The following is a 24,823-nucleotide window of genomic DNA, read 5'->3' as shown; positions in this document are numbered from 1 at the left end:
AGAGCGCCATGGAGGAGGCTGTCTCGAAAACCGAGTTCCGCAACGCGATGGCGCGGGTTTGCGCGCCCGTCAACGTGATCACCACCAACGGACCCGCCGGGCGCGGCGGGTTCACCGCCACCGCCATGTGCAGCGTTACCGACGAACCGCCGACCCTCCTGGTCTGCATGAACAGTCGCTCCGCCCAAACAGGTCTTTTCGTCGAGAACCGCCGCTTTTGCGTCAATGTTCTCACGCCCGAGCACAAGGACCTTGCCGGGTCCTTCGCCGGCCAGCAATCCGACATGGAAGCGCGTTACGCCGCGGCCGACTGGGTCAGCCTGCCATCCGGCAACCAGGCGCTCACCGATGCGATCGTCTCCTTCGACTGCCGCCTCGTCGAGGCACGGCTGGTCGGCACGCACAATATCTTTGTCGGCGAGGTGGTGAACATTCGCTCCCGCAAGGACGGTCATGCGTTGCTGTATTTCGACCGCAACTATGTGCACGTGCCGACGCAGACCGGCAGTTTCGGCGGCTGAATTTGCGACCACGTCACGCCGACAAGATTCGCGTTGACAAAGCTCCGAAACGGGGATTGCTTAACACGAGAACTATCTTGTCTTAAAGACGGAAGAGCTAGACGGTCTTTGGGAGGGGACTGCCATGCAGCATCATGCGGAATTTGGGGCGTTGGTCCCAGCGCGATGGCCTGCCCATGCCCTTGATGAATGGACCGCGCAACTGCAATCCATCTGTGGAAACTTCAACCCGTGCCGAGCTGAACGCGCCTCTGTGACAGGGGGCGCGCGCACTATGGACGCCGGTGGGCTGGAACTGGCTCAGGTCGCCAATGATGTAGATGTCATCCGCCGCGACATCGGGGATATCCGTACCGACTACGGTGAAAATCTTTTCCTGCTGCTGCAACTCGAGGGGACATGTGGAATCGAACAGCGTGGACGGCAGTCGATCATTGTGCCGGGGGATTGCATTCTGGTCGATAGCTCCAGTCCGTCGATCTTTCACTTCGGGGGCCGTTTTTCCAATCACTTGTCGGTCCATTTGCCCCGTCAGCTGATCTTCGCGGACAAATCCGTACGGGTGGAGGTTTCACGCAGGATCGAAGCGGAAGACCCGATGTCGGCGATGCTCCGGGCAGTGGTGGCCAAGCTCCTAAAAACACATGCGGGCGACAGGCAGGCTCGGCATCTGCGCGAACTGCTTTTCAGCGCCACGCGTCAGGCCTTTGCCGTTGAGGGAGAACTCGACGAGCCGGTTCCTCTCGACAGTGCCGGCGGCCGGCTGGAGATAGTCCATATCTTGATCGACCGGCATCTGACGGATGAAAACCTGACGCCACAATGGCTTGCCGACAAGGTTGGAATTTCCCTGCGCACCCTGCAGGAAGATTTTTCAGCGGCCGGCACCACGGTGACATCCCTGATCCGTATGCGGCGCCTTCATCTCGTCCACGAACAACTGACGCAGATGAAGAACACTGCCAATGCGATCACCATCGCCGAGGTCGCCTATTCCGCCGGCTTCAACGATATTTCCTATTTCAACCGGTGCTTCCGCAGAGCGTTCGACTGTTCCCCGAAGGACATTCTGCAGCAGTGAATTGTCTGCGCTTTTGTCCTATTCGGGCCGCGCCCAAATCCAAGACAGAAAATGCCACTTCGATTTGAATGCTCCTCAGAAATTGCTTGGGAGGAGTTCGCATATGAAGCGCTACACGCTGTTCATTGGCGGCAGGCCGGTGGAAACCGCACATCACGCCGATATTCTCAACCCTTCGACCGGGGATGTCGTCGGCGGCATGCCTCTGGCCACCGTCCAGGATCTCGATGCAGCCGTTGCCGCGGCGACGGCCGCATTTGAAGGCTGGCGGGCGAAATCGAGCGCGGAGCGCGCCGATGCCTGCCGCGCCATTGCGGCAAAGATCGAGGAAAACTCGGAAGAGCTTGCACGGCTGCTGACACTCGAACAGGGCAAGCCGCTCAATGGACTTGGCTCCCGCTTCGAAATCGGTGGCGCCGTTGCCTGGACCCGCCACACGGCGGAAATCGAGCTGCCGGTGGAAGTCCTGCAGGACACGCCGGAAGGCCGCGTCGAGCTGCATCGGAAGCCTGTGGGTGTCGTCGGCTCGATTACACCTTGGAATTATCCGGTGATGATCGCCTGCTGGCATGTCATCCCCGCCATCCGGACCGGCAACACGGTCGTCATCAAACCGTCACCCATGACACCGCTCTCGACCATCCGTCTAGTGGAATTGATGAATGAGGTCTTGCCGCCCGGCGTCATCAATATCGTGACCGGCGAAAACGATATCGGTGCGGCGATATCCACGCATGCCGGCATTGCCAAACTGACCTTCACCGGCTCGACTGCCACGGGCAAGAAGGTGATGGCGAGCGCCATAGACACGCTGAAGCGGCTGACCCTGGAACTCGGCGGCAACGATGCCGGCATCGTCCTTCCCGATGCCGATCCGAAGGAGATCGCCGAAGGCCTGTTTTGGGGCGCCTTCATCAACAACGGTCAGACCTGCGCCTGCCTGAAGCGTCTTTATGTCCATGACAGCATCTATGACGCCGTCTGCGAGCACCTGGCCGCCTATGCCGCCGGTATCGTCGTCGGTGATGGTCTGTCGGAACAGTCGATCCTTGGCCCTGTGCAGAACAGGATGCAGTTCGACATCGTCTCCTCCTACGTGGAGGATGCCCGTGCCAAGGGTGGCCGCATTCTGACCGGCGGCACGGCATACGCCGGGGCGGGCTATTTCTACCCGGTCACGCTGGTGGCCGATGTCGACCATGGATGCAAGCTCGTCGATCACGAGCAGTTCGGACCTGCCCTGCCGATCATCCGCTACACCGATCTTGCCGACGTGATCGCCAAGGCGAACGACAATCCGGCTGGGCTCGGCGGCTCCGTCTGGGGGCGCGACATCGCCAAGGCCAAGCAAGTGGCAAGTCAGCTCGAATGCGGCTCGGTCTGGATCAACAAGCATGGCGCCATCCAGCCCAACGCACCCTTCGGTGGGGTGAAACAGTCCGGTATCGGGGTCGAGTTCGGCGCCGAGGGGCTGAAGGAATTCACCACCATTCAAACTGTTTTCTGCTGACATAGAGCCTTTTTGGGCGGAACGGCCTTCGATGGCGCGCCTCCCTCCCCTTATGTCGCTTCGATGCTTTACAGCTGAATCCATGCCGTCTTGAGGTTGTGGTACTTGTCCATTGCGTGCAGCGACTTGTCGTAACCGTTGCCGGATTGGCGGACACCGCCGAGCGGAACGGTATTGTCGGCGCCGCCATAGGTGTTGACGTGCACGACGCCAGCTTTGATATCGCGCACTAAGCGATGGGCGCGTGAAAGGTTTGCGGTCCATACCGCGGAAGCCAGGCCGTAAGGCGTTGCATTGGCAATGCGCAGGGCTTCCACTTCGTCGTCGAACGGAATGATGGAGAGGATCGGCCCGAACACCTCTTCCTTGGCAAGCGTCATCTCCGGTGTCACGTCGAAGACGGTCGGCCGCATGTAGAAGCCGCCAGTTTCTTCCAGGATGCGCTCTCCACCGGTTCTCAGACGCGCACCTTGGGCCAGCGCTTCGTCTGCGAAGCCGAGATCCTTCTTGAGCTGGATTTCGCTTGAGATCGCGCCGGATTCGGTGGTCAGCAGAAGCGGATCGCCGACTTTGATCTTCGCGGCGATCGCTGAAACTCGTTCGGAAAATTCCTCGTGGATGGACCGCTCGACTAGAAGCCGCGAGCCTGCGACGCAGACCTGCCCCGAATTGCGGAAGATGCCATAGGCGGAAACCTTGGCGGCCTGTTCGAGGTCCGGCGCATCGGCAAAGACGATGTTGGGCGACTTGCCGCCGAGTTCGAGGTAGACGCGCTTGAGGTTGGAGCGGGCCGAATATTCAAGCAGCCACCGGCCGACCAGGCCGGATCCGGTGAAGGCGAGAACATCGATGTCGCCATGCAGGCCGATCGCTTCGCCCGTGACCGTACCGCGGCCGGTGACGACGTTGAGCACGCCCTCCGGCAGGCCGGCTTCCGCGCAGAGTGCTGCCAGTTTCAGCAGGCTGAGCGATGCGCCTTCGGCTGGCTTCAGCACGATGGAGTTGCCGGCAGCCAGTGCCGGCGCGATCTTCCAGGCCCCGATCATCATCGGGAAATTCCATGGTACGATCGCCGCGACGACGCCGACGGGCTCGCGGTGGATGAGGCCGAGAACGCTTTCGGGCGTGGGCGCGATCTCGCCATAGACCTTGTCGAGGGCTTCGGCATAATAACGGAAGGTGGCGGCCGCGCTGCCGGGCTCGGCCTTCAGCGCCATGCTGATTTCGGTACCGTTGTCGCGCACGCCGAGCACGGCCAGTTCCAGCGCATCGCGCTCGATCAGTTCGGCGATCCGGAAAAGGATCCTCTTGCGCTCGGCGGGTGCGGCCTTCGACCACGTGCCTTTCTCGAAAGCGGCGCGTGCGGCCCTGACGGCGAGGTCGACATCGGCGGCCCCGGCATCGCCGATGGTCGTCAATTTTGTTCCGTCGATCGGTGAGATGACATCCATGGTCGCGCCGCTCGAAGGTGCGCGCCACTCGCCGCCGATGAACAGCGATTGCGGGGAGACGGCGCCGGAGCGGAGTTGATCGATCTTGTCCTGCATCTCAATATCCTCACGAAAGAAAATGGCGGGCCGGGCGCCCGCCATCATGGCTGTGACGGGTCAGGCCTCCTGGCCGGCGCCGAGCCGGGCAAAGCCGGCGGCATCGGCCGACTTCAGACGGGCGGCCGCTATGAAGCCGACGATGGCGGCAATCAGCACCAGGCCCGGCAAAAGCACGCCGAGCACGCCGCTTGCACCGGCGATCGCGCCGAAATTCACCGCGATATAGTAGACCAGCCCCAGAAGGATGGCGCCGGTAACGATCGGCAGCACCTTCGTCACCAGCACGTTGTTTTCCAGGCCCGGATTGCGGCTGAAGAAGGCAACGATGGCGAATGCGGTGAACGCCATCAGCAGGATGATCGCCAGCGTGGCGACATTGGTGAGCCACGAAAACAGTGCGAGCACCGGATCCTGGCCAGTGAAGGCAAAGAGCGCTACGACGAGAGCCGCGATGATCGTCTGGATCACCGAGCCGACATGCGGGCTCTGGAATACCGGGTGGGTAACGCCGACGGACTGCGGCAGCAAGCCCTCGCGGCCGGCAACATACATGTAGCGGGCGACGCCATTGTGGAAGGCGAGCACGCCTGCAAACAGGCTGGTGATGAACAACACATTCATGACCGGGATGATCCAGTGACCGACATAACGTTCGGCAAGGCCGAAGAGGAACGTCGTCGGATCGGCAAGCCCCTGCAACTCGGGAACGAGTTTGTCGACGCCGGCGCCATTGACCATCAGCCATGAGGTCAGCATGTAGAAGAGGCCGATAATAAGCACCGATATATAGGTGGCGCGCGGCACGGTCTTATGCGGCTCGCGCGCTTCCTCGCTGTAAATCGTGGTGGCCTCGAAGCCGATAAAGGCGGCGAAGCAGAACAGAATGCCGATTGCCGGCGTTCCGACCATGAAGGCTGAGGGCGTGAAGGGTGCGGCCGAGATGCCGCTGTCGCCGCCCTTGAACAGGATGGCGGCGTCGATGACCAGCACGACGAGATATTCAAGGATGACGAGAACCGTCAGCACCTTGGCCGAAAGATCGACGCGGCGATAGCCGAAGATGGCGACGATTGCGATACCGACATAGGTCCAGACCCACCAGGGCAGTTCGAGCCCGAGGCCCGCGAAGAAGCCCGATGTTGCTGCGCCGAAGAGCCCGAAAACGCCGATCTGCATGGCATTATAGGCAAGGATGGCGATGAGGGCGGCGGCACCTCCCATCATCCCGCCGAGCCCCTGGGCCGTATAGGCATAAAAGGCGCCGGCATTGCGGATGTGACGCGCCATGGCGACGTAGCCGGCGGCAAACAGAACCAGGATCAGCGTGACCAGCAGGAAGGTCAGCGGGATACCCGGCCCGTTGCCGAGCAGCATGGAAAGCGGAACGCCCCCCGCCACCGCCGTCAAGGGTGCTGCTGCCGAGACCACCAGGAATGTCACGGCGCCGACGCCGAGACTGTTCTTGCGCAGTTGGTTTCCCCCTGCGCTGGTTGAGAGTTGATTGTCCATGTCGCTAACGTTCCCCTGTTGCGATTATTCGATTGCGCCGCGGGCAACATGCGTTCCCCGAAAGCGACCTCCACGTCTCACACCGGACTGACGACACACATTTTGGCTTTTGTTCTTGGTCGTGGGTCCGTCAGCGCTTATGGTTCATATATTGAACCTGTGCTTCAAATATAGACTTGCAAAGAATGGCGTCACCTGTCAAGTTAATTCGCATGTTAAGTAATTTGACCGCGAGTTGGGAAGGCGCGGTTCTGGCCTGACAGGTGCATGACAACGATCAATCCGGCAGCGCCAAAGCAGCAGGCCGGCAAAAGAGGAAAGCCGCATGAGCACCGTCGGAAAAGCCCTGTCCCTGCTGGACAAACTGTCCCAACTGAATGCCGAACCCGGATTGACCGATGTCGCCCGTCTTTGCGGTCTCGACAAGGCAACCGCCCGGCGCCTGCTTGTCGAACTGGAAAAACACGGTTTCGTCGAACAGGATCCGGAGACGCGCAAATATCGGATCGGATCGGCTCCGGTTCGCCTGGCCCGGGTTCGGGAAGCCCGCTATCCGTTCCTGCGGATCGCCGTTCCTTTCGTGAGAGAGCTCGCCGAAACATCTGAGGAAACCGTACATCTCGCCGAATTCAGCGGCGGCGCGCTTTCGACGATCCATGTCGAAGACTCGCCGCGTGCTCACCGTGTTATCGTCGAGATCGGCACGCACCTGCCTTTTCACGCCACGGCATCAGGTCTCGCCTATCTGGCTTTCTCGGGCAAAAAACAAATCGAATTGGCGCTCTCGCAGCCGCTGGAATCCTTCACCGAGCACACTGTCACCGATCCGGCCGTGGTGCGGAAAATGATCGATGAAACGATCGCGCGCGGATTCTCGATCAGCAGTCAGGGTCTCGAAGTCGGCGTCGTCAGCACCGGTGCTCCCATTCTTTCGCCCACCGGTCAGCCGATTGGCTCCATCACCATTGCCGCACCCCTCGTGCGGGCGAATGCCGCCACTCTCAACGGCTTCGGCGCGATCGTATCGGCGGCGGCCAAACGCATCTCTGAAAAATACTACGGGTCGGAAAGACCGATGGGAACCGCAACACAAGCAAGGGGGACAGGTTGATGAGCCTCGCAGCGTCTTCAACACATCTCAGCGAACCGAATATCCTGGTCGTCGGAACGGGGGATACCAAATCCGACGAACTGCAATTCATGGCGGGCATCATCCGCGATGCGGGCGCAAGGCCCGTCATGATCGATGTCAGCGTGCTTTCCGATCCACCGTACAAGCCGGATTATTCGCGGCATGATATTGCCCGGTCGGCAGGAACCTCGATCGAGGCGATCATCGACAGCGGCGACGAAAATTCGGCAATGGCGCTGATGTCGGACGGTGCTGCAGCTCTGGTCGGCATGCTGCACGCGAGCGGAAAGGCCGATGGCGTCATCATTCTTGGCGGCTCCATGGGTACGGACCTCGCACTCGACGTGGCGGCAGCGCTGCCGCTCGGCGTTCCCAAGTTCGTGGTCTCGACGATTGCCTATTCGCATCTCGTGCCGCCGGAGCGCATCGCGCCAGATCTGATGATGATCCTGTGGGCCGGCGGGCTCTACGGGCTGAACGGCATCTGCCGGGCGGTGCTCTCGCAGGCTTGCGGCGCCGTCGTCGGCGCGGCGCGCGCCAGCGTCAAACCGGCGGCCGACCGGCCGCTGATCGGCATGACCTCGCTCGGCTCGTCCTGCCTGAAGTACATGAAGCATCTGAAGCCCGAACTTGAAAAGCGCGGCTACGATGTCGCGGTCTTCCATTCCACCGGCATGGGCGGGCGGGCTTTCGAGGCGATTGCCGCCCAGAAGGGCTTCGCCGCCGTTTTCGACTTCTGCATGCAGGAAGTCGTCAATTATCAGAACGGCACCGTGGTCACTTCAGGCCCGGACCGGATGGAAAATGCCGGTCGCCTCGGCATCCCGCAAATCGTGGCGCCCGGTGCGACCGATATGGTCGATCTTCCTGCCTGGCAGCCCCTGCCCGCGGCTCTGTCCGACAGACCCTATCATGCCCATAACCGGCTGATCGGCTCCGTCACCACGTCGCCAGCTGGACGCCGGGCAACGGCCGCCCTCATCGGCGAAAAGCTCGGGCGCACGCAGGCGCCGGTCGCCCTCCTGCTGCCGCTCAAGGGCGTGCAGGAATGGGACCAGCCGGGCGAGCCGCTGCACGATCCCGAGGGGCTCGAGGCCTTTACGCAGGCCATGCGTCTGGCGGTGCCCGCATCCGTCGCCCTTCACGAGGTCGATGCCCACATCAATTCAACCGAGTTTTCCACCAAGGCCCTCGCCGTGTTCGACACGTGGGTTTCACAGGGCATCATTCCGGAAGGCAGGCCATGACAGGCGATCGCGCGCTCATTCTCGATTTCGGCGGCGTTATCACCCGCACGCTGTTCGAAACCCATGACATCACCGAACGGGCGCTTGGTCTTCCCACAGGCACCCTGACCTGGCGCGGTCCGTTCGATACGGCAAGCGATCCCCTGTGGGTATCGATGCAGAACCGCGAGATCACCGAGCGGGACTACTGGATGGCCCGGACGGCGGAAGTGGGCCGGCTCGTCGGAGAAGATTGGGCCGACATGAAGACCTTCGTTCAGCGGGCGCGCGGCGCCGAAGCCGAGTTGGTGCTGCGTCCCGAAGCACGCGACGCCATCGCGCGCGCCAAGGCGGCCGGCCTGCGGCTTGCCATCCTGTCGAACGAACTCGATCTTTTCTATGGTGTGGAGTTCCGCAAACGCTTTCCGCTCATCGACCTGTTCGATGTGATCGTCGATGCCACCTACACCAAGATCCTGAAGCCGGATCCGCGTGCCTATGAACAGGTCATTGCCGCGGTCGGCGTGCCGCGCGATGCCTGCGTCTTCGTCGACGATCAGTTGAAGAACATCGAGGGCGCCGAAGCCGTGGGGCTTCCCCATGTCCATTTCGACGTTACCCGCCCCGCGGACGGCTATGCCCGCGCCCTTTCCATGCTTGGACTTTGAACCGAAAGGACTGCGCAATGCGCGAAACCAATTTCCTGACCGAAAACAACGCCCGTCATATCTGGCACCCGATGGCGCATCCGGCCGAGATGCTGGCCAACCCGCCCCGCATCGTCAAATCAGCCTCCGGCGTTGACATCACCGATATCCACGGCAAGACGGTGCTCGACGGCGTCGGCGGCCTCTGGAACGTCAATCTCGGCTATTCCTGCGAGCCGATCAAAAAGGCGATCCGCGATCAGCTCGACGAGCTTCCCTACTATTCCGCCTTCCGCGGCACCACCAATCCGCCGCTGATCGAACTGTCCTACGAGCTTGCGGCGTGGTTCAAGGAAGACGGCCTCAGCCGTGCCTTCTTTACCTCGGGCGGCTCAGATTCCGTGGAGACCTGCCTTCGCCTCGCCCGGCAATATCACAAGGTCAACGGCCAGCCGGAACGCACCAAATTCGTCGCGCTGAAGAAGGGCTATCACGGCACCCATTTCGGTGGCGCCTCGGTCAACGGCAATGCCAATTTCCGCCGCAACTATGAACCGCTGATGCCTGGTGTCTTTCACCTCGCCGCTCCCTATCCCTATCGCAACCCCTTCGGCACCGAAGATCCGGCAGAGATCGCGGCCGCCATTGCCCGGCAGTTCGAGGATGAAATCGCCTTTCAGGGTGCAGACACCATCGCCGCCTTCATCATGGAGCCGGTTCTTGGCGCCGGCGGCATCATGGTGCCGCACGAGACCTTCATGCCGCTGATGCGCGCCATCTGCGACAAGCATGGCATCCTGCTGATTGCCGACGAGGTGATTACCGCCTTCGGCCGCACCGGCGCCTGGAGCGGTTCGCGCCTCTGGGGCGTGAAGCCGGACCTGATGTCCACTGCCAAGGCGATCACCAATGGCTATTATCCGTTCGGCGCGGTGATGATCGCGGACAAGATCGCCGACGCCTTCGAAAGCAACAAGAACGCCACCGGCTCCATCGGCCATGGCTACACCTATTCCGGCCATCCGGTCGGCGCCGCAGCAGCGCTCGCCACGCTGAAGGAAATGAAACGTCTTGATGTGGCAGCCAATGCCGGCGCACGCGGCGAGGAACTTCTGGCGGGCCTTCAGGCGCTGAGGAAAAGGCATGAGCTGATCGGCGACGTGCGCGGCAAAGGATTGATGTGCGCCCTCGAGCTGGTCACCGATCGCGTGACGAAAGCCGCTGCCCCGAAAGATGCGGTCCAGCGCCTGCAGGATGCGGCCTATGAAGCGGGCGTCATGGTGCGCACCTCAGGCTCCAACATCATCATTTCGCCGCCGCTTGTTATCACCGCCACCGATGTGAACCGGATCGTCGCCGCACTCGATGCCGGCCTGACGGCTGCCGCCGGAGGAAAATGATATGGCGGACAATGCGACACTTCTGGCTCGCCGCGAGCGGCTTCTCGGCCGAAACATGTCGACCTTCTACAACGATCCCGTCCAGCTGGTACGCGGCGAAGGCGTCTGGCTATGGGATGCGGATGGCCGCAAATATCTCGATTGCTACAACAATGTGCCGCATGTCGGCCATTGCCACCCACGGGTCGTGGACGCGATCACCCGGCAGGCCTCGACGCTGAATACCCACACACGCTACCTGCATGAGGGCATCCTCGATTATGTCGAGCGGCTGACGGCAACCTTCGACGCGAGCCTCGATACGGCGATCATGACCTGCACCGGCAGCGAGGCCAACGACATCGCGTTGCGCATGGCCCAGGCGGTCACGGGAAAGACCGGCGTCATCGCCACCGACCACACCTATCACGGCAATACCGCGGCTGTGTCGCAGCTTTCCACCCGCATGCCGCCGGTCGGCGGCTTCGGCGGCCATGTGCGCCATGTGCCGGCACCAGACAGCTACCGGCCGCTGGGTGGCGCGCCGGGAGAAGACTTTGCCGAGGCTTTCGCGGCGGAGGTGGAAAAGGCAATCGTCTCGCTGCAGGACAGCCCGCATGGATTTTCGGCGCTGATCATTTGCCCGTATTTTGCCAATGAAGGATTTCCGGATCTGCCGTCGGGTTTCCTCGACAAGGCGATTGCTGCGGTGCGCAAGGCCGGCGGGTTGGTGATTGCCGACGAGGTTCAGCCGGGCTTCGGGCGCACCGGTGGCCACATGTGGGGCCACCAGCGCGCCGGCTTCGTCCCGGATGTCGTGACACTCGGCAAGCCGATGGCCAACGGCCATCCGGTTGGCGGCGTGGTGGCCAATGCCGACACGCTGAACGCCTTCCGCAAGTCCTTCCGCTACTTCAATACATTCGGCGGCAATCCGGTTTCCTGCGCTGCGGCGCTCGCTGTCCTCGACGTGATCGAAGACGAGGGCCTGATGGAGAACGCCCGCACCGTCGGCGCCTATGCGCAGGACGGCCTCAAGCGCCTGTCCGAGAAACATGGCATCATCGGCGACGTGCGCGGCAGCGGTCTGTTCTTCGGGGCGGAACTCGTTCTCGACCGTGAGCAAAAGACGCCGGCGCCGGACCTCGCCACGAAAGTCATCAACGACATGCGGGCGCGCGGCGTTTTGATGGGCAAGATCGGCATTCATCAATGCGCGACCAAGATCCGGCCGCCCATGCCCTTTTCCAAGGACAATGCCGATTTGATGCTGTCGACCCTCGACGATGTCCTGTCCGGATTGTGAAGACGGCCATGTCTGACGATCGACCCCTCCCCTTGATGCACGCGCTCAACGCCCGGGCATCCCAGGCGCTCGCCAATTGGGATCTCGGTGCGCAGACACCCGAGCTGCTGAAATACCGGGAGAATGCGGTGTTCCGGGTAACGCTCGAAAGCGGTGAACCAGCAGCGCTGCGGCTGCACCGGCCCGGTTACCACGACAAAGAGGCACTGGTCTCGGAACTCTCCTGGATGGCCGCCTTGCGCGAAGCGGGTTTGCGCGTTCCGGCGCCCGTTCCCACACCGGATAGACGCCAGACCGTTGCGCTTGCGGCGAATGCTGAGTTCGGTGAGCAATACGCAGACATCGTCAGTTGGATGACCGGCATTCCGCTCGGCCAATCGGGTGTCCCTCTCGCATATTCGAAAGACCGGCTTGCCGACATTTTCCGCACCCTCGGGGAAACGATGGCGCGGATGCACGCCGCCTCCGACGCCTGGAGCCCGCCGCCCTCCTTCTCTCGCCCGGCCTGGAACGGCGATGGCTTGCTCGGAGAAACACCGCTCTGGGGCCGCTTTTGGGATTGTCCCGGTTTGCTGCCGGATGAAGCAGTACGCCTTTCCGGACTGCGTCTCTTTCTGAGAGAACGGCTTGGCGCTTTGTCGAGTCTCGATCTCGACTACGGTCTCATCCACGCAGATCTCGTTCGGGAAAACGTCCTCATTGACGGCGATCATGTCGAATTGATCGATTTTGACGACGGGGGTTACGGCTGGCGGATGTTCGACATCGCTACCGCCTTGTTCAAGAACCGTGGCGAGCCGCACTACGAACGCATCCAGGCGGCGTTGATCGAGGGATATCGCGTTGTGCGATCCCTGCCGGACAGCGCCCTTGAGACCCTGCCGCTCTTCATGGTTCTGCGCAGCATCACCTATATCGGCTGGATCGGCGAGCGAATTCAGACGCCGGATGCGGCGACGCGGCTTCGGCGCTATGTGGCCGATGCTCTGGCGCTGGCGGATAATCTCAAAACAGGTGACGGCAAATAGGAGCGCAGGCGATGCTATTTGTTCAGCGTTGCCAGTTCGTCGAGCATGTCGAGCAGCGTTTCGATCCGTTCCCGGCCGAAACGCTGCTCGAGCGCGGTATAGATTGTCCGACTGTCCGGGCTGACCTCATTGATGATCTTCAGCCCCGCCGGCGTGATTTGCAGCAGGATGCGCCGCCCGTCCTGAGCGTCCTTGGTCTTGGTGATGAAACCGCGCTCCTCGAGCGACCGGATGATACGCGTCAGGCTCGGCGCCAGAATGAAGGCCCGATCCGCCATCTCGGACGCATCCAGTGTTCCGGCTTCAGCGAGAATGCGAATGACACGCCATTGCTGCTCCGTCACGTCGTGCAGCGCGAGCATCGGCCGGAAATGCCCCATCACCGCTTCACGCGCCCGAAGCAGGGCAATCGGCAGCGAGCGGCGCGTATCGCGAGGCAGCAAGGCGTCCTGGGTAATGCCGGTGGTTTCAGGAGAAGGTCGTGTCATGACGGTTGTATGGAGCAATTTTTTGCGATGCGCAACGATGCCGACCTCACCGCGGTCTTGACAAGAACATCGATATCATTAACATGTTAAGTATATTGAGACCTCGTGGAGCGGGAGGAACGATGCCGCATTTCACCATGGACTATTCGGCCAATCTCGATGGAAAAGTGGATTTCGACGCGCTTTGCCGCGTCGTTCACGCGGAAATCCTGAAAACGGGCCTGTTTGAGACTGGCGCCGTGCGCGTCCGCGCCATCCGCAGCGACGCTTACGCTATCGCCGACCTCCTCCAGGAGAATGCTTTCATCGACATGTCTTTTCGTGTCGGCGAGGGCCGCAGCGAAGAGGACAAGCGACGGACCGGCGAGGCCATTTTCAAATCGGTGACCGAGCATCTAAGCGCGCTTTTCCAGACGCCGCATTTCGCGCTCTCCCTCGAAATTCGTGAAATCGATCCGGCGCTCAGCTGGAAGAAAAACGCCATTCACCCGCGCCTTCGCAAGGCAGGCAGCTGACCGCGCCTAGCCGGGCCGCAATAATTCATCGGAGAAAATCATGTCGATATTGGAAGACAACATTGCAAAGGCGGAAGGCTACCTGGCCCGTTTTCGCAAAGACGGCGTCATGAACCGCATCAACGGCGAGGACGTCTGGGCCGCAGAGGGTGCGACCTATGAGACGATCTCTCCGGTCGACCTGAAGCCTCTGGCGACCGTGGCGCTCGGCAAGGCTGCCGATATCGACCGGGCGGCCAAGGCCGCAAAGGCTGCTTTTCCCGCCTGGGCCGCCATGGACGGTGCGGCACGCAGGAAGCTTCTTCACAAGATCGCCGACGCGATCGTGGCACGCGCCGAGGAAATCGCCTTCACCGAATGCCTGGACACCGGACAATCGCTGAAGTTCATGGCCAAGGCGGCCCTGCGCGGCGCCGAGAATTTCCGCTTCTTCGCCGATCGCGCGCCGGAAGCGCGCGACGGCAAGACGCTACGCGGTCCTGGCCAGGTGAATATGACGACCCGTGTGCCAATCGGCCCGGTCGGCATCATCACGCCCTGGAACACACCTTTCATGCTGTCGACCTGGAAGATCGCCCCCGCACTGGCTGCAGGCTGCACGATCGTCCACAAACCCGCCGAATTCTCACCGCTGACGGCGCGGCTGCTCGTCGAGATCGCGGAAGAAGCAGGCCTTCCCAAGGGCGTCTGGAACCTCGTCAACGGCTTCGGTGAGGACGCCGGCAAGGCGCTGACCGAACACCCCGATATCAAGGCAATCGGTTTCGTCGGCGAAAGCCGCACCGGCTCGATGATCATGAAGCAGGGCGCCGACACCCTGAAGCGCGTGCATTTCGAACTCGGCGGCAAGAACCCTGTCGTCGTCTTCGCCGATGCCGATCTCGAGCGCGCCGCCGATGCTGCCGTCTTCATGATCTATTCGCTGAACGGCGAGCGCTGCACCTCGTCCTCGCGCCTGCTGGTCGAGGAAAGCATCTATGACAGGTTCACGGCCATGGTCGCCGAGAAAGCCAGGCGCATCAAGGTCGGCCACCCCCTCGATCCGGAAACCGTGATCGGCCCGCTGATCCACCCGGTGCACGAGAAGAAGGTCCTGGAATATATCGCGATCGGCAGAGAGGACGGCGCGACCGTTGCCGCCGGCGGTGCGAAATTCGACGGACCGGGCGGCGGGTGCTACGTCTCCCCCACCCTCTTCACCGGCGCCAACAACCGGATGCGCATTGCCCAGGAAGAGATCTTCGGGCCGGTTCTGACGGCGATCCCGTTCAAGGACGAGAGCGAAGCGCTGGCACTTGCCAACGATGTTCAATACGGCCTGACCGGCTATCTCTGGACCAATGACGTCACCCGTGCCTTCCGCTTCACCGATGCGCTGGAGGCCGGAATGATCTGGGTCAATTCCGAGAACGTCCGCCACCTGCCGACGCCCTTCGGCGGCGTCAAGAATTCCGGCATCGGCCGTGATGGCGGCGACTGGTCCTTCGACTTCTACATGGAAACCAAAAACGTCGCCTTCGCCACCACCGCGCACGCGATCCAGAAACTTGGCGGCTGAACGCCCGACAACGCCGCACAAACTTTGGAGGAGACTTTCATGCCCTTGCCCACACCCAATCTCTACCCGCCGTTCAACATCGTGCGCCTCAGCCATGTTGAACTTGCCGTCACCGACCTTGCGAAGTCACGCGCCTTCTACGTCGATACGCTCGGCCTGCAGGTGACCGACGAGACGGCGGACACGATCTATCTGCGTGCATTGGAAGAACGCGGCCATCACTGCATCGTGCTTCGCAAGTCCGAGAAGGCCGAAGCCCGTGACCTTGGCTTCAAGGTCTTCTCCGACGAAGACCTCGACAAGGCCGAGCATTTCTTCAAGAGCAAAGGCCTGCCGGTCGAGTGGGTCGAGCGTCCCTACCAGTCCCGCACTTTCCGAACCCGCGACCCGCATGGCATTCCGCTCGAATTCTATTCGAAGATGGACCGCCTGCCGCCGATCCACCAGAAATACGCCCTCTACAAGGGCGTAAAACCGCTCCGCATAGATCACTTCAACTGCTTCTCGCCAAATGTCGACGAGAGCGTCGCCTTCTACAATGAGATCGGCTTCCGTGTGACCGAATACACCGCCGATGAGGAAACCGGGAAACTCTGGGCCGCCTGGACCCATCGCAAGGGCGGCGTCCACGACATCGCGTTTACCAACGGTCGCGGCCCCCGCCTGCATCACACCGCCTTCTGGGTGCCGACGCCGCTCAACATCATCGACCTGCTGGACCTGATGTCGACGACCGGCTGGCTGGCGAATATCGAGCGCGGCCCGGGCCGCCACGGCATCTCGAATGCCTTCTTCCTCTACATTCGCGATCCTGATGGCCATCGCACCGAGATCTATTGCTCGGACTATCAGACGGTCGATCCCGATCTCGAGCCGATCAAGTGGGACCTCAAGGATCCGCAGCGCCAGACGCTCTGGGGTGCTCCCGCGCCAAAATCATGGTTCGAGGAGGGCAGCACATTTGCCGGCACCGAGCTTCGTGATTCCGTGCTGAAGGCCCAGCCGATCGTCGCACCTTAAGTTTCTCCGCCGGGCGGGCGCCAGGCGCCCGCTATTAAACGTTCGACGAGGAGGCTCTCTTGAAATTGCAAGACCCCGAATTGTTCCGCCAGGCGGCTCTGGTCGGCGGAAACTGGATCGAAGCCGATCCGAAGAACGCGATCGAGGTGAACAATCCCGCCACCGGCGAGATCATCGGCCTTGTGCCGAAGCTGGGGGCGGCGGAGACAAAGGCCGCGATCGAGGCGGCAAGGATCGCCCAGAAGGGCTGGGCTGCCCGGACCGCCAAGGAGCGTTGTGCCGTTCTGCGCAAATGGTACGAGCTGATGATCGACAACAAGGACGATCTCGGCCGCATCCTGACATCAGAACAGGGCAAGCCGCTGGCGGAAGCCACCGGTGAGATCGTCTATGGCGCAAGCTTCATCGAGTGGTTTGCCGAGGAAGGCCGCCGCATCTATGGCGACCTGATCCCCGGCCACCAGAAGGACAAGCGCATCATGGTGATGAAGCAGCCGATCGGCGTCGTTGCCGCCATCACGCCGTGGAACTTCCCGAATGCGATGATCACCCGCAAGGCGGGACCGGCCTTTGCCGCCGGCTGCGCGATGGTGTTGAAGCCGGCCTCGCAGACGCCGTTCTCGGCAATTGCCATTGCCATCCTCGCCGAGCGCGCCGGCCTGCCGAAGGGCCTGTTCAGCGTCATCACCGGCTCGGCTGCGGCGATCGGCGGCGAAATGACGTCGAACCCGGTGGTGCGCAAGCTGACCTTCACCGGTTCGACCGAAATCGGCACCGAGCTCTACAAGCAGAGCGCCCCGACGATCAAGAAGCTGGGTCTGGAACTCGGCGGCAATGCGCCCTTCATCGTCTTTGACGATGCCGATCTCGACACCGCCGTCGAAGGCGCGCTGATCGCCAAGTACCGCAACAACGGCCAGACCTGCGTCTGCGCCAACCGCATCTATGTGCAGGACGCCGTCTATGACGCCTTTGCGCAAAAGCTGGCGACCGCAGTCGGCAAGCTGAAGACCGGCAACGGCTTCGACGAAGGCGTCATTCTCGGACCGCTGATCGACAAGGCAGCCCTCGCCAAGGTCGAGGAGCATATTGCCGATGCAACGGCCAAGGGCGCTCGGATCCTGCAGGGTGGCAAGAAACATGCGCTCGGCGGCACTTTCTTCGAGGCGACGATCCTCGCCGACGTCACCCGGAACATGGCGGTAGCGCGCGAGGAAACCTTTGGGCCTCTAGCGCCGCTGTTCCGCTTCAAGGACGAAGCCGATGTCATCGAGCAGGCCAACGATACCGAGTTTGGCCTGGCTTCCTATTTCTACGCCAAGGATCTCGCCCGTGTCTTCCGGGTCGCCGAAGCGCTGGAATACGGCATGGTCGGCGTCAATACCGGCCTGATCTCGACGGCCGAGGCACCGTTCGGCGGCGTCAAGCTCTCCGGCCTCGGCCGCGAAGGCTCGAAATACGGCATCGAGGAATTCACCGAAATCAAATATGTCTGCCTTGGCGGCATCGCTTGAGGCAAAGAGGATAGCCATGCCCCATCCAAGATTCCTGTCTTTTTCCAGAAACGGCCGCCACGGCTACGGGCTTGCTGTCGAGGGCGGTGTCGTCGACCTCTCAGCCCGCCATGGCGCGGCATGGCCGACATTGCGCGAAGTCATCCAGGCCGACCGCCTCGTTCAATTCGCCGAGGAAGCCAAGTCATTGAAGCCGGATTTCACGCTGGACGAAATCCGCTTCGAAATCCCCATCCCGACGCCGGAAAAGCTCATCTGCGTCGGGGTGAATTTTCCCGATCGCAACGAGGAATACAAGGATGGACAGGCAGCGCCCGCCAACCCCTCGCTGTTCATCCGCTTCCCCCGCTCCTTCACCGGCCACGGCGAGCCCCTGATCCGCCCGCCGGAAAGCCCGCAGCTCGACTATGAGGGCGAGATCGTCATCGTCATCGGCAAGGGCGGCAGGCGCATTCCCGAGGCCGGTGCGCTCGACCATATCGCCGCGCTTTCGCTCTGCAACGAAGGCACGATCCGCGATTGGGTCCGGCATGCCAAATTCAACGTCACTCAAGGCAAGAATTTCGACCGCACCGGCTCGATCGGTCCGTGGGTGATCCCGTTCACGGACGAGGCACAGATCGCCGACATCAAGCTCGAAACCCGGGTCAACGGCGAGATCCGCCAGAGCGATCGCACCAGCCGGATGATCTTTTCCTTCCGCCGGATCATCAACTACATCTCCACCTTCACCACGCTGGTGCCGGGCGACGTGATCGTGACCGGTACGCCGACGGGCGCCGGCGCGCGGTTCGATCCGCCGATCTGGCTGAAACCGGGCGATATCGTCGAGGTCGAGGCGGATGGCATCGGAACCTTGCGCAACACGATAGCGGACGAGATCTGAACCATGCTAACGGACAACGAGATCGCACAGGCTGCCGAAAGCCTCGATACGGCTGAAAAGACAAGGGCACAGACCGGCCTTCTGTCGCTCAAGCATCCCGACATGACGATGGACGACGCCTATGCCGTTCAAGCGGCATGGGTGCGCAGCAAGATCGAGGCCGGGCGCAGGGTCATCGGCTGGAAGATCGGGCTGACGTCCAAGGCCATGCAGTATGCGCTCAATATAGACACACCGGATTCCGGCGTGCTGTTTGACGACATGCTGTTCGAGGACGGTGCGACCATTCCTGCGGATCGCTTCATCCAGCCGCGCATCGAGGCGGAAATCGCCTTCGTCATGAAGGCACCGCTGCGCGGGCCAGGCGTGACCACCTTCGATGTCCTGAATGCCACGGACTACATCACGCCGGCGCTGGAAATTCTCGATACGCGTATCCTGCGGGTCGATCCCGAAACGAAGAAGGCCCGCACCATCGTCGATACGATCTCCGACAATGCGGCCAATGCCGGCATCGTCCTCGGTGGCCGGACGATGCGGCCGGATGCCGTCGACATGCGCTGGATGGGCGCCATCGTTTCGCGCAATGCCGAGGTCGAGGAAACCGGCCTCGGCGCCGGCGTGCTCAATCAGCCGGCTCGCGGCGTCGCCTGGCTTGCCAACAGGCTTGCTGCCTATGGCGACGGCATCGAGGCTGGCCAGATCGTGCTTGCCGGCTCGTTCATCCGCCCCGTCGAGGCACGTCACGGTGATACTATCGTCGCCGATTTCGGACCCTACGGCACCGTCAGCAGCTTCTTCGCGTAGAAGGATTAAACAATGCCCGCGCCGAGGAATATGTTCAAAGCAGCTCTTCTGGAGAGACGCCGGCAGATCGGCCTATGGCTGGCGCTTGCCAACGCCTATACGGCGGAAATTCTGGGTGGTGCCGGCTATGACTGGCTGCTGATCGACGGCGAACACGCGCCGAACGACATCCCGCTGATGATGGCGCAGCTGCAGGCTCTCAAAGGCTCGCCGAGCCATCCCGTTATCCGAGCGCCGATCGGCGAGGCCTGGCTTCTGAAGCAGATCCTCGATATCGGCGCGCAGACGGTGCTGGTGCCGATGATCGAAAGCGGCGACCAGGCAAAGGCCTTGGCGCGCGCCGTGCGCTATCCCCCGCACGGCATGCGCGGCGTCGGCGCAGCACTTGCCCGTGCGTCATCGTTCAACCGCATTCCCGATTACCTTCAAACCGCCAACGAGGAGGTGTGCCTGCTGCTGCAGATCGAAAGCCGTGCCGGGTTGGCCGCACTCGACGACATCGCCACCACGGGCGGTGTCGATGGTATCTTCATCGGACCGGCCGATCTGGCCGCCGACATGGGCCATCTCGGTCGGCCCGGCGATGCGGAGGTGCAACAGGCCGTGGAAGCGGCACTGATCCGCATCCAGTCGCATGGCAAGGCGGCAGGCATCCTGACTGCCGATCAGGCGCTGGCCAAGCGCTACCTCGAGCTCGGCGCCACTTTCGTTGCCATCGGAAACGATGTCGGCCTACTGGCAAACGGCGCTTCGCGCCTGCTTTCCGATTTTCAGAATACAGCCGCCGCAAGCTTCGGGGGTTCCAAAACTGCGAAGGTTTATTGAGGCAAGGTAGCGTTTCTACGAAGCGTTCGTCGACCAAGCTCGCATCTTTTCCTCCCCTCGGGGAGGACGCCTTGATGAGGTCCGGACCCTACACCTTGTCATCAGGAGCGGCGACCGCTTGGCGACTGGCCGAAGCTTTCCCTATAGCGTCGGGCGAAATGTGAGCGTGAGGCATAGCCGGCGGCCTCGGCAGCGGCAACACTCGATGCGCCTGCGGCGAGCGCGGTTTGGCCGGTCCGCAGGCGCTCTGTTCGAAGGAGGCTGCGGAAGGTTGTGCCCTTCGCCGCAAGCCGACGGCGCAACGTCGATGCTCCGAGGCCGAGACGGTCGGCGACCCGCTCGACCGTCCAGGCCTCCGACGGCGCGCTTCCGATTAGCCAGGCCACCTCCTCGGGCAGGCTGGCCTCGAACAACGGACGGGCGGCAGGGATCGGCCGCAGAAGCGTCAGGACCTCCATCAGCCGCACGGCCTTGACCGCTTCGCCCAGCGCTTCGCTGGCGATCGCCGTCGCGGCATGAATAAGCGTATGCACGAGATCTGGATCGAGCGGCACGCTTAACTGCCTGTCGCCATCGCGAATGCTCGTCTTCTCGCCTCTCGTCAGCGGCGCCATGCCGGCTGGAAACGCCGGCACCTCCAGCAACAGCGATTCATAGGAGGAGGTGGGCCCGGCAGGAATATTGACGACATCCATCGGCACGCGCGCGGGAAGGACGAAGACAGTGCCCGGTTCAAAGAAATGCGTCGTATCGCCGAGCCAGACTTCCTTGCGACCTCTCAGCATGATGCCGATGAGGGGCCACGGAAGCTCGATCGCCTTCAGACGCTCTCTGTCGAGAGAACAGTAGGAGAAGAGCTGGTGGCCGTGCGCATATCGCCCGGCCGTACCGTCCGGCGCCATCATCGGCCGCAGGTTCTCCACGAGCGTGGATCGAAGATGGGCGTCGTCGCTGCTTTTGGAATGAATGTTCATGTCGTAACGATAACGCAGGACGTTCCAATAAAAAACCGCACAGGTGAGCGTTTCGGGCTCGAAATCGATCGAACCGGACCCTCCTCGGCCAACGGAATGCGTCAAAAGCGGTCTCCATGTCCGAGGAGACTGACATGAGCCCGATTGCAACAATCCTCTTTTCCGCCGCCGCCCTGACGGCATCCACGGCGCATTCCGCCGCAGTCGAACTCTGGCGGCTCGACTGCGGCGAGATCGAAGTCCGCGACCTCTCACTGTTTTCCGATACGTACAATCACGTCGGCGAAAAGCGGACGCTGACCGATAGCTGCTACGTGATCCGACATGACCGCGACTACATGCTCTGGGACGCCGGATTGCCGGTTGGTCTTCTCGGGGCAAAGCTCGATCCAAAAGCGACCCTTGCTCCAACGCTTGCAAAGGACATTCCGAGCCAGCTCGCAGAAATCGACGTTAAGCCCGAGCAGATCAGCCGCCTCGGCATCAGTCACAATCATTTCGACCATGTCGGGCAGGCCGCGACATTTCCGCAGGCAAAATTGATGATCGGCGCTGCTGACTTTGCCCAGTTCAAGGCCGATCCCCTGCCTTTCGCCGTCGATCCGGCCTTCATCAAGCCGTGGCTCGACGGCGGCTCGAAGGTTGACACCATCTCGGGCGACCGCGACGTTTTCGGCGATGGCACGGTTACCATCCTTTCGACACCCGGCCACACGCCGGGCGAAACAAGTCTGTTGGTCCGCCTCGTCGAAACCGGAGCGGTCCTGCTGTCCGGCGACGTTGCACATTTCGAGGAGCAGTTCGAGAGCCGGGGTGTGCCGGGGTTTAACTTCGACCGCGCTGAGACGCTGGCGTCGATGGAGCGGCTAACGGGAATCGCCAAGGCGCTTGATGCTACCCTTGTCGTGCAGCATGACGCCAAGGATATCGCCAAGCTTCCCGCCTTTCCGAAAAGTGCGAGGTAGCGACGTCCTGCAACCCGGCCGTCCGATTTTTCGGCCGGGGGTGCACCTGTGACCGCGGCCGCATCATCAGTCTGAATCCCTTGCCCGCCCTCGCCGGAATCCGTCCGCCACGGTCCAACTCCGCCAAGAGATACATCCCGGGCTCCCTGGGGAAGGAACTGGCTGCCACAGCAGCAAGTTGGCTATGCTCGAAGTCTCGACAACCCCCACAACCGCATCAGCTCAACTGGGGCTGCGATTTCCGCTTGAACTACGAAAGGGTCTAGGGATCGTCCCGATATCGAGCTAGGGGGCTTCTTAACTGGCACTCCGTGGCCCATGTTGCTGACTGAATAAAGCGCCACGTTCAGCTCGCCCTTCACCTTCCAGGACTGCAACCTGCCCCAAGGTTTGTCCTCCACACGTCCCCTGCTTTCATCAATGCCTCTGACTTCGAGCCACTGAGCAACACATGCCAGCGCATTTACCGGGTTGACAATCCTGTCGTCCATTCCCTGCCAAACAGTTATCGCGGGCCACGACTTGGCTTCTGGAGAGCGTTCGGCGACGGGTCGTCCCCATCCACCGGGCGGCGGCAATGCACCCGTCTTCATCGCCCGCAGGGCGGACATCCCATCGCGGGCGGATCCGAATGGCATTCCGGCTATGATCGCGGCGCCTGCGAACAGATTTGGATAGTTCGCTACGAGCGCGCCCGTCATCGCCCCGCCGGCCGACAGGCCTGCGACGAAGACCCTCGAGCGGTCAACCCGATGATGCTCGCATGCGTGCTCGATCATCTGCTTAATGGAGAACACCTCTCCCCGGTCCCGGGCAACGGCGCTCGGCCGGAACCAGTTGAAGCATCCTTGCGAATTGTTGGATCTCCTCTGCTCTGGATAAAGGAGAACAAAGCCTCGCTCCTTCGCCAGCGTGGAGAAGCCGGTTGCGACGTCCAGGCTATCGGCAGCCTGATGGCAGCCATGAAGCAACACGACAAGGGCGGGCTTCTTCGGCAGCCGAGTCGGGACGAAGGATTTCATGATGAGCCGGCCGGGATTGCTTCCGAACACGGCCGTCTCGACCAGAACCGGTTTCCCAGGACGGGGTGTTGAGCTCGTACGTTTCGGTTTGCTTCGCGGCGCTTTGAGAGCCTGCTCGATCAGCTTGCCGATTTTCTTTTGGGCCCTGAAAGCCCTTGATAGCGATCTGCCAAAGCTGAACTTCATACGTCCATGGTCTCAAACCGAGGCAGGAGCGTTCGCGGCCCCGGTTGCGCGGCATCACGAACAGCGTCCTTCAGCAGGAACCACTGCGTCTTGCGGATGCCTTTCTCCGGAAACTTGCTGGCAACCTTCGACACCTTCAGGAGATGAACCGCGACTGAGTAGCGGTTCGTGCTGGTGTCCTTCTGATAGGTGAAACTGCCAAACGGCGTATTGTCGATGGCGCCCATGATCCCGGCTTCCTCGAATGCCTCCCTCAAAGCTGCCGTGCTGCTCGGTTCGAGGCTCTCGATATGCCCTTTCGGGACGCCCCATCGGCCGTTGCGGCGGCTGCCTACGAGGAGGACTTCAAGGCATCCCTTCCGGTCCCGCCGGTAGCAAATGGCGCCGGCCTGTGCGACGTCGAGACCTACGACTTCGTTGGAAACTTCGTTCTGTGCAGCGTCGTGAAGCATAGCTGGCCTCCGATTTTGAGCGTCGCAAAGTAGAGCGGCGGCACGGGCGAGTCCAGTCTAGCCGTCTCAGCAACTTCGTGGGTTGAGAGCGACGAGTGGAGAACTACGTTTACGCTATAGCCCACACGTGCACCCCAAATAGAGCTGCTATAAAAAGACTCAAGCTGGTCGAAACCGGACAGTCGACTTTGCGCGCAACATTTCGAAAAGCTGACACAAGTCTTCGCATGATCCGTGGGGCATTTTGACGGCATCCCGGTCAGTCCGCCGCCCGCACTTCCCCTCAGAAAAGCGATGGTTCGACTGTTGGCCAAAATTGAATCGGATGGAGCACTTTGTATGCACCATGCTGAATGCCGTGTCTCCAAACGCACGAAAGCCCTCCATGGTTGGAGGGCTTTTTCGTATTGTTTTGCTTTTGGCTTTGTCTTGGGAATTTGGTTTCGTTGGCAGGATTTGAACCTGCGGCCTTCAGGTTATGAGCCTGACGAGGCGATGCGGGAGAGCAATCGATCCAGTGAATCGATTGCGCGCCGAGCGGGCTGCTCCACGATGAGCGCTCGGCGATATACGTCATGCTGATCTTTGAAGAGTCTGGTTGCGGGGGCAGGATTTGAACCTGCGGCCTTCAGGTTATGAGCCTGACGAGCTACCGGGCTGCTCCACCCCGCGATATTATTTTACAGCAGAAAGGGCCGCGAGCGCGACCCTTTTGTGACGGC

23 protein-coding genes and 1 tRNA gene are annotated in these 24,823 nt (G+C 61.7%); 17 read left to right on the top strand and 7 right to left on the bottom strand.

Annotated features, from left to right (window positions below; translation table 11 throughout):
- Window positions 1–8: 8 nt before the first annotated feature.
- From EFQ99_RS23000 to EFQ99_RS22990, 3 genes are all read left to right on the top strand, one after another.
- Window positions 9–521, top strand: coding sequence for a flavin reductase (locus EFQ99_RS23000; protein WP_126923536.1), 513 nt, complete (start codon window positions 9–11; stop codon window positions 519–521).
- Window positions 522–645: 124 nt separating this feature from the next.
- Complete coding sequence (locus tag EFQ99_RS22995) at window positions 646–1,602, top strand: helix-turn-helix domain-containing protein (protein ID WP_126923535.1); 957 nt, start codon at window positions 646–648, stop codon at window positions 1,600–1,602.
- A 103-nt stretch (window positions 1,603–1,705) separates the two neighbouring features.
- Window positions 1,706–3,112 (top strand): aldehyde dehydrogenase family protein, encoded by a 1,407-nt coding sequence (locus EFQ99_RS22990; protein WP_126923534.1) that lies wholly within the window; start codon window positions 1,706–1,708, stop codon window positions 3,110–3,112.
- Between the two features lie 68 nt (window positions 3,113–3,180).
- Here the strand turns inward: EFQ99_RS22990 and EFQ99_RS22985 are convergent, their stop codons facing one another.
- Together EFQ99_RS22985 and EFQ99_RS22980 are read right to left on the bottom strand one after the other, a co-directional pair.
- Window positions 3,181–4,659, bottom strand: a complete 1,479-nt coding sequence (locus tag EFQ99_RS22985; protein WP_126923533.1) for an aldehyde dehydrogenase — start codon at window positions 4,657–4,659, stop codon at window positions 3,181–3,183.
- Window positions 4,660–4,719: 60 nt separating this feature from the next.
- A complete protein-coding gene (locus EFQ99_RS22980; RefSeq protein WP_126923532.1) occupies window positions 4,720–6,171 on the bottom strand; it encodes an APC family permease in 1,452 nt (483 codons plus the stop codon).
- A gap of 325 nt (window positions 6,172–6,496) precedes the next feature.
- On the opposite strand from EFQ99_RS22980, the gene EFQ99_RS22975 reads away from it, so the two are divergent.
- The 6 genes from EFQ99_RS22975 to EFQ99_RS22950 are packed head-to-tail and all read left to right on the top strand — an operon-like array spanning window position 6,497 to window position 12,889.
- Entirely contained in the window at window positions 6,497–7,282 is a 786-nt protein-coding gene (locus EFQ99_RS22975; protein WP_126923531.1) for an IclR family transcriptional regulator, read from the top strand.
- Window positions 7,282–8,550, top strand: coding sequence for a Tm-1-like ATP-binding domain-containing protein (locus EFQ99_RS22970; RefSeq protein ID WP_126923530.1), 1,269 nt, complete (start codon window positions 7,282–7,284; stop codon window positions 8,548–8,550). The genes EFQ99_RS22975 and EFQ99_RS22970 overlap by 1 nt, the downstream gene beginning before the upstream one ends.
- Entirely contained in the window at window positions 8,547–9,197 is a 651-nt protein-coding gene (locus EFQ99_RS22965) for an HAD family hydrolase (protein ID WP_126923529.1), read from the top strand. The genes EFQ99_RS22970 and EFQ99_RS22965 overlap by 4 nt, the downstream gene beginning before the upstream one ends.
- Window positions 9,198–9,214: 17 nt before the next feature.
- Window positions 9,215–10,576, top strand: coding sequence for an aspartate aminotransferase family protein (locus EFQ99_RS22960; protein ID WP_126923528.1), 1,362 nt, complete (start codon window positions 9,215–9,217; stop codon window positions 10,574–10,576).
- Window position 10,577: 1 nt separating this feature from the next.
- Complete coding sequence (locus tag EFQ99_RS22955; RefSeq protein ID WP_126923527.1) at window positions 10,578–11,861, top strand: aspartate aminotransferase family protein; 1,284 nt, start codon at window positions 10,578–10,580, stop codon at window positions 11,859–11,861.
- Between the two features lie 8 nt (window positions 11,862–11,869).
- Window positions 11,870–12,889 carry a phosphotransferase enzyme family protein gene (locus EFQ99_RS22950; protein ID WP_126923526.1) on the top strand — a complete coding sequence of 340 codons (1,020 nt, stop codon included), beginning with the start codon at window positions 11,870–11,872 and terminating at the stop codon, window positions 12,887–12,889.
- 14 nt (window positions 12,890–12,903) lie between these two features.
- Here the strand turns inward: EFQ99_RS22950 and hpaR are convergent, their stop codons facing one another.
- Window positions 12,904–13,377, bottom strand: coding sequence for a homoprotocatechuate degradation operon regulator HpaR (hpaR, locus tag EFQ99_RS22945; RefSeq protein WP_126923525.1), 474 nt, complete (start codon window positions 13,375–13,377; stop codon window positions 12,904–12,906).
- A gap of 122 nt (window positions 13,378–13,499) precedes the next feature.
- On the opposite strand from hpaR, the gene EFQ99_RS22940 reads away from it, so the two are divergent.
- The 7 genes from EFQ99_RS22940 to hpaI are packed head-to-tail and all read left to right on the top strand — an operon-like array spanning window position 13,500 to window position 20,502.
- Window positions 13,500–13,892, top strand: a complete 393-nt coding sequence (locus EFQ99_RS22940) for a 5-carboxymethyl-2-hydroxymuconate Delta-isomerase (protein WP_126923524.1) — start codon at window positions 13,500–13,502, stop codon at window positions 13,890–13,892.
- 40 nt (window positions 13,893–13,932) lie between these two features.
- Entirely contained in the window at window positions 13,933–15,450 is a 1,518-nt protein-coding gene (hpaE, locus tag EFQ99_RS22935; protein WP_126923523.1) for a 5-carboxymethyl-2-hydroxymuconate semialdehyde dehydrogenase, read from the top strand.
- 39 nt (window positions 15,451–15,489) lie between these two features.
- Complete coding sequence (hpaD, locus tag EFQ99_RS22930) at window positions 15,490–16,470, top strand: 3,4-dihydroxyphenylacetate 2,3-dioxygenase (RefSeq protein ID WP_126923522.1); 981 nt, start codon at window positions 15,490–15,492, stop codon at window positions 16,468–16,470.
- Between the two features lie 59 nt (window positions 16,471–16,529).
- Window positions 16,530–17,984 carry an NADP-dependent succinate-semialdehyde dehydrogenase gene (gabD, locus tag EFQ99_RS22925; protein ID WP_126923521.1) on the top strand — a complete coding sequence of 485 codons (1,455 nt, stop codon included), beginning with the start codon at window positions 16,530–16,532 and terminating at the stop codon, window positions 17,982–17,984.
- 16 nt (window positions 17,985–18,000) lie between these two features.
- On the top strand, window positions 18,001–18,870 hold the full coding sequence (locus EFQ99_RS22920; protein WP_126923520.1) for a fumarylacetoacetate hydrolase family protein: 870 nt from the start codon (window positions 18,001–18,003) through the stop codon (window positions 18,868–18,870).
- A 3-nt stretch (window positions 18,871–18,873) separates the two neighbouring features.
- Entirely contained in the window at window positions 18,874–19,677 is an 804-nt protein-coding gene (hpaH, locus tag EFQ99_RS22915) for a 2-oxo-hept-4-ene-1,7-dioate hydratase (RefSeq protein ID WP_126923519.1), read from the top strand.
- A gap of 12 nt (window positions 19,678–19,689) precedes the next feature.
- Window positions 19,690–20,502, top strand: a complete 813-nt coding sequence (hpaI, locus tag EFQ99_RS22910) for a 4-hydroxy-2-oxoheptanedioate aldolase (protein ID WP_126923518.1) — start codon at window positions 19,690–19,692, stop codon at window positions 20,500–20,502.
- 101 nt (window positions 20,503–20,603) lie between these two features.
- Here hpaI and EFQ99_RS22905 read toward each other — a convergent pair whose 3' ends face one another.
- Complete coding sequence (locus tag EFQ99_RS22905) at window positions 20,604–21,581, bottom strand: helix-turn-helix domain-containing protein (RefSeq protein WP_245441559.1); 978 nt, start codon at window positions 21,579–21,581, stop codon at window positions 20,604–20,606.
- Between the two features lie 29 nt (window positions 21,582–21,610).
- Here EFQ99_RS22905 and EFQ99_RS22900 point away from each other — a divergent pair, with 29 nt between their 5' ends.
- Window positions 21,611–22,441, top strand: a complete 831-nt coding sequence (locus tag EFQ99_RS22900; RefSeq protein ID WP_126923517.1) for an N-acyl homoserine lactonase family protein — start codon at window positions 21,611–21,613, stop codon at window positions 22,439–22,441.
- A gap of 182 nt (window positions 22,442–22,623) precedes the next feature.
- Here EFQ99_RS22900 and EFQ99_RS22895 read toward each other — a convergent pair whose 3' ends face one another.
- The 3 genes from EFQ99_RS22895 to EFQ99_RS22885 all read right to left on the bottom strand — a co-directional run bounded on the left by EFQ99_RS22895 (window position 22,624) and on the right by EFQ99_RS22885 (window position 24,773).
- On the bottom strand, window positions 22,624–23,649 hold the full coding sequence (locus EFQ99_RS22895) for an extracellular catalytic domain type 1 short-chain-length polyhydroxyalkanoate depolymerase (protein ID WP_126923516.1): 1,026 nt from the start codon (window positions 23,647–23,649) through the stop codon (window positions 22,624–22,626).
- Window positions 23,646–24,101, bottom strand: a complete 456-nt coding sequence (locus tag EFQ99_RS22890) for an NUDIX hydrolase (protein WP_126923515.1) — start codon at window positions 24,099–24,101, stop codon at window positions 23,646–23,648. Before EFQ99_RS22890 ends, EFQ99_RS22895 begins: the two co-directional genes overlap by 4 nt.
- 595 nt (window positions 24,102–24,696) lie before the next feature.
- A tRNA-Met gene (locus EFQ99_RS22885) sits at window positions 24,697–24,773 on the bottom strand.
- Window positions 24,774–24,823: the final 50 nt, after the last annotated feature.

It is taken from the genome of Rhizobium vallis, assembly GCF_003985155.1.
In the GTDB taxonomy this organism is placed as follows: Bacteria; Pseudomonadota; Alphaproteobacteria; order Rhizobiales; family Rhizobiaceae; genus Rhizobium; species Rhizobium vallis.
The sequence above is the reverse complement of the archived record's forward strand: the minus strand, read 5'-3'. Positions and strand labels throughout refer to the sequence as shown.

Excerpts from the sequence above, each read along its gene's own strand:
- EFQ99_RS23000 (WP_126923536.1), top strand. The coding sequence starts at position 9 with ATGGAGGAGGCTGTCTCGAAAACCGAGTTCCGCAACGCGATGGCGCGG.
- EFQ99_RS22995 (WP_126923535.1), top strand. The coding sequence starts at position 646 with ATGCAGCATCATGCGGAATTTGGGGCGTTGGTCCCAGCGCGATGGCCT.
- EFQ99_RS22990 (WP_126923534.1), top strand. The coding sequence starts at position 1,706 with ATGAAGCGCTACACGCTGTTCATTGGCGGCAGGCCGGTGGAAACCGCA.
- EFQ99_RS22985 (WP_126923533.1), bottom strand. The coding sequence starts at position 4,659 with ATGCAGGACAAGATCGATCAACTCCGCTCCGGCGCCGTCTCCCCGCAA.
- EFQ99_RS22980 (WP_126923532.1), bottom strand. The coding sequence starts at position 6,171 with ATGGACAATCAACTCTCAACCAGCGCAGGGGGAAACCAACTGCGCAAG.
- EFQ99_RS22975 (WP_126923531.1), top strand. The coding sequence starts at position 6,497 with ATGAGCACCGTCGGAAAAGCCCTGTCCCTGCTGGACAAACTGTCCCAA.
- EFQ99_RS22970 (WP_126923530.1), top strand. The coding sequence starts at position 7,282 with ATGAGCCTCGCAGCGTCTTCAACACATCTCAGCGAACCGAATATCCTG.
- EFQ99_RS22965 (WP_126923529.1), top strand. The coding sequence starts at position 8,547 with ATGACAGGCGATCGCGCGCTCATTCTCGATTTCGGCGGCGTTATCACC.
- EFQ99_RS22960 (WP_126923528.1), top strand. The coding sequence starts at position 9,215 with ATGCGCGAAACCAATTTCCTGACCGAAAACAACGCCCGTCATATCTGG.
- EFQ99_RS22955 (WP_126923527.1), top strand. The coding sequence starts at position 10,578 with ATGGCGGACAATGCGACACTTCTGGCTCGCCGCGAGCGGCTTCTCGGC.
- EFQ99_RS22950 (WP_126923526.1), top strand. The coding sequence starts at position 11,870 with ATGTCTGACGATCGACCCCTCCCCTTGATGCACGCGCTCAACGCCCGG.
- hpaR (WP_126923525.1), bottom strand. The coding sequence starts at position 13,377 with ATGACACGACCTTCTCCTGAAACCACCGGCATTACCCAGGACGCCTTG.
- EFQ99_RS22940 (WP_126923524.1), top strand. The coding sequence starts at position 13,500 with ATGCCGCATTTCACCATGGACTATTCGGCCAATCTCGATGGAAAAGTG.
- hpaE (WP_126923523.1), top strand. The coding sequence starts at position 13,933 with ATGTCGATATTGGAAGACAACATTGCAAAGGCGGAAGGCTACCTGGCC.
- hpaD (WP_126923522.1), top strand. The coding sequence starts at position 15,490 with ATGCCCTTGCCCACACCCAATCTCTACCCGCCGTTCAACATCGTGCGC.
- EFQ99_RS22920 (WP_126923520.1), top strand. The coding sequence starts at position 18,001 with ATGCCCCATCCAAGATTCCTGTCTTTTTCCAGAAACGGCCGCCACGGC.
- hpaH (WP_126923519.1), top strand. The coding sequence starts at position 18,874 with ATGCTAACGGACAACGAGATCGCACAGGCTGCCGAAAGCCTCGATACG.
- hpaI (WP_126923518.1), top strand. The coding sequence starts at position 19,690 with ATGCCCGCGCCGAGGAATATGTTCAAAGCAGCTCTTCTGGAGAGACGC.
- EFQ99_RS22900 (WP_126923517.1), top strand. The coding sequence starts at position 21,611 with ATGAGCCCGATTGCAACAATCCTCTTTTCCGCCGCCGCCCTGACGGCA.
- EFQ99_RS22895 (WP_126923516.1), bottom strand. The coding sequence starts at position 23,649 with ATGAAGTTCAGCTTTGGCAGATCGCTATCAAGGGCTTTCAGGGCCCAA.
- EFQ99_RS22890 (WP_126923515.1), bottom strand. The coding sequence starts at position 24,101 with ATGCTTCACGACGCTGCACAGAACGAAGTTTCCAACGAAGTCGTAGGT.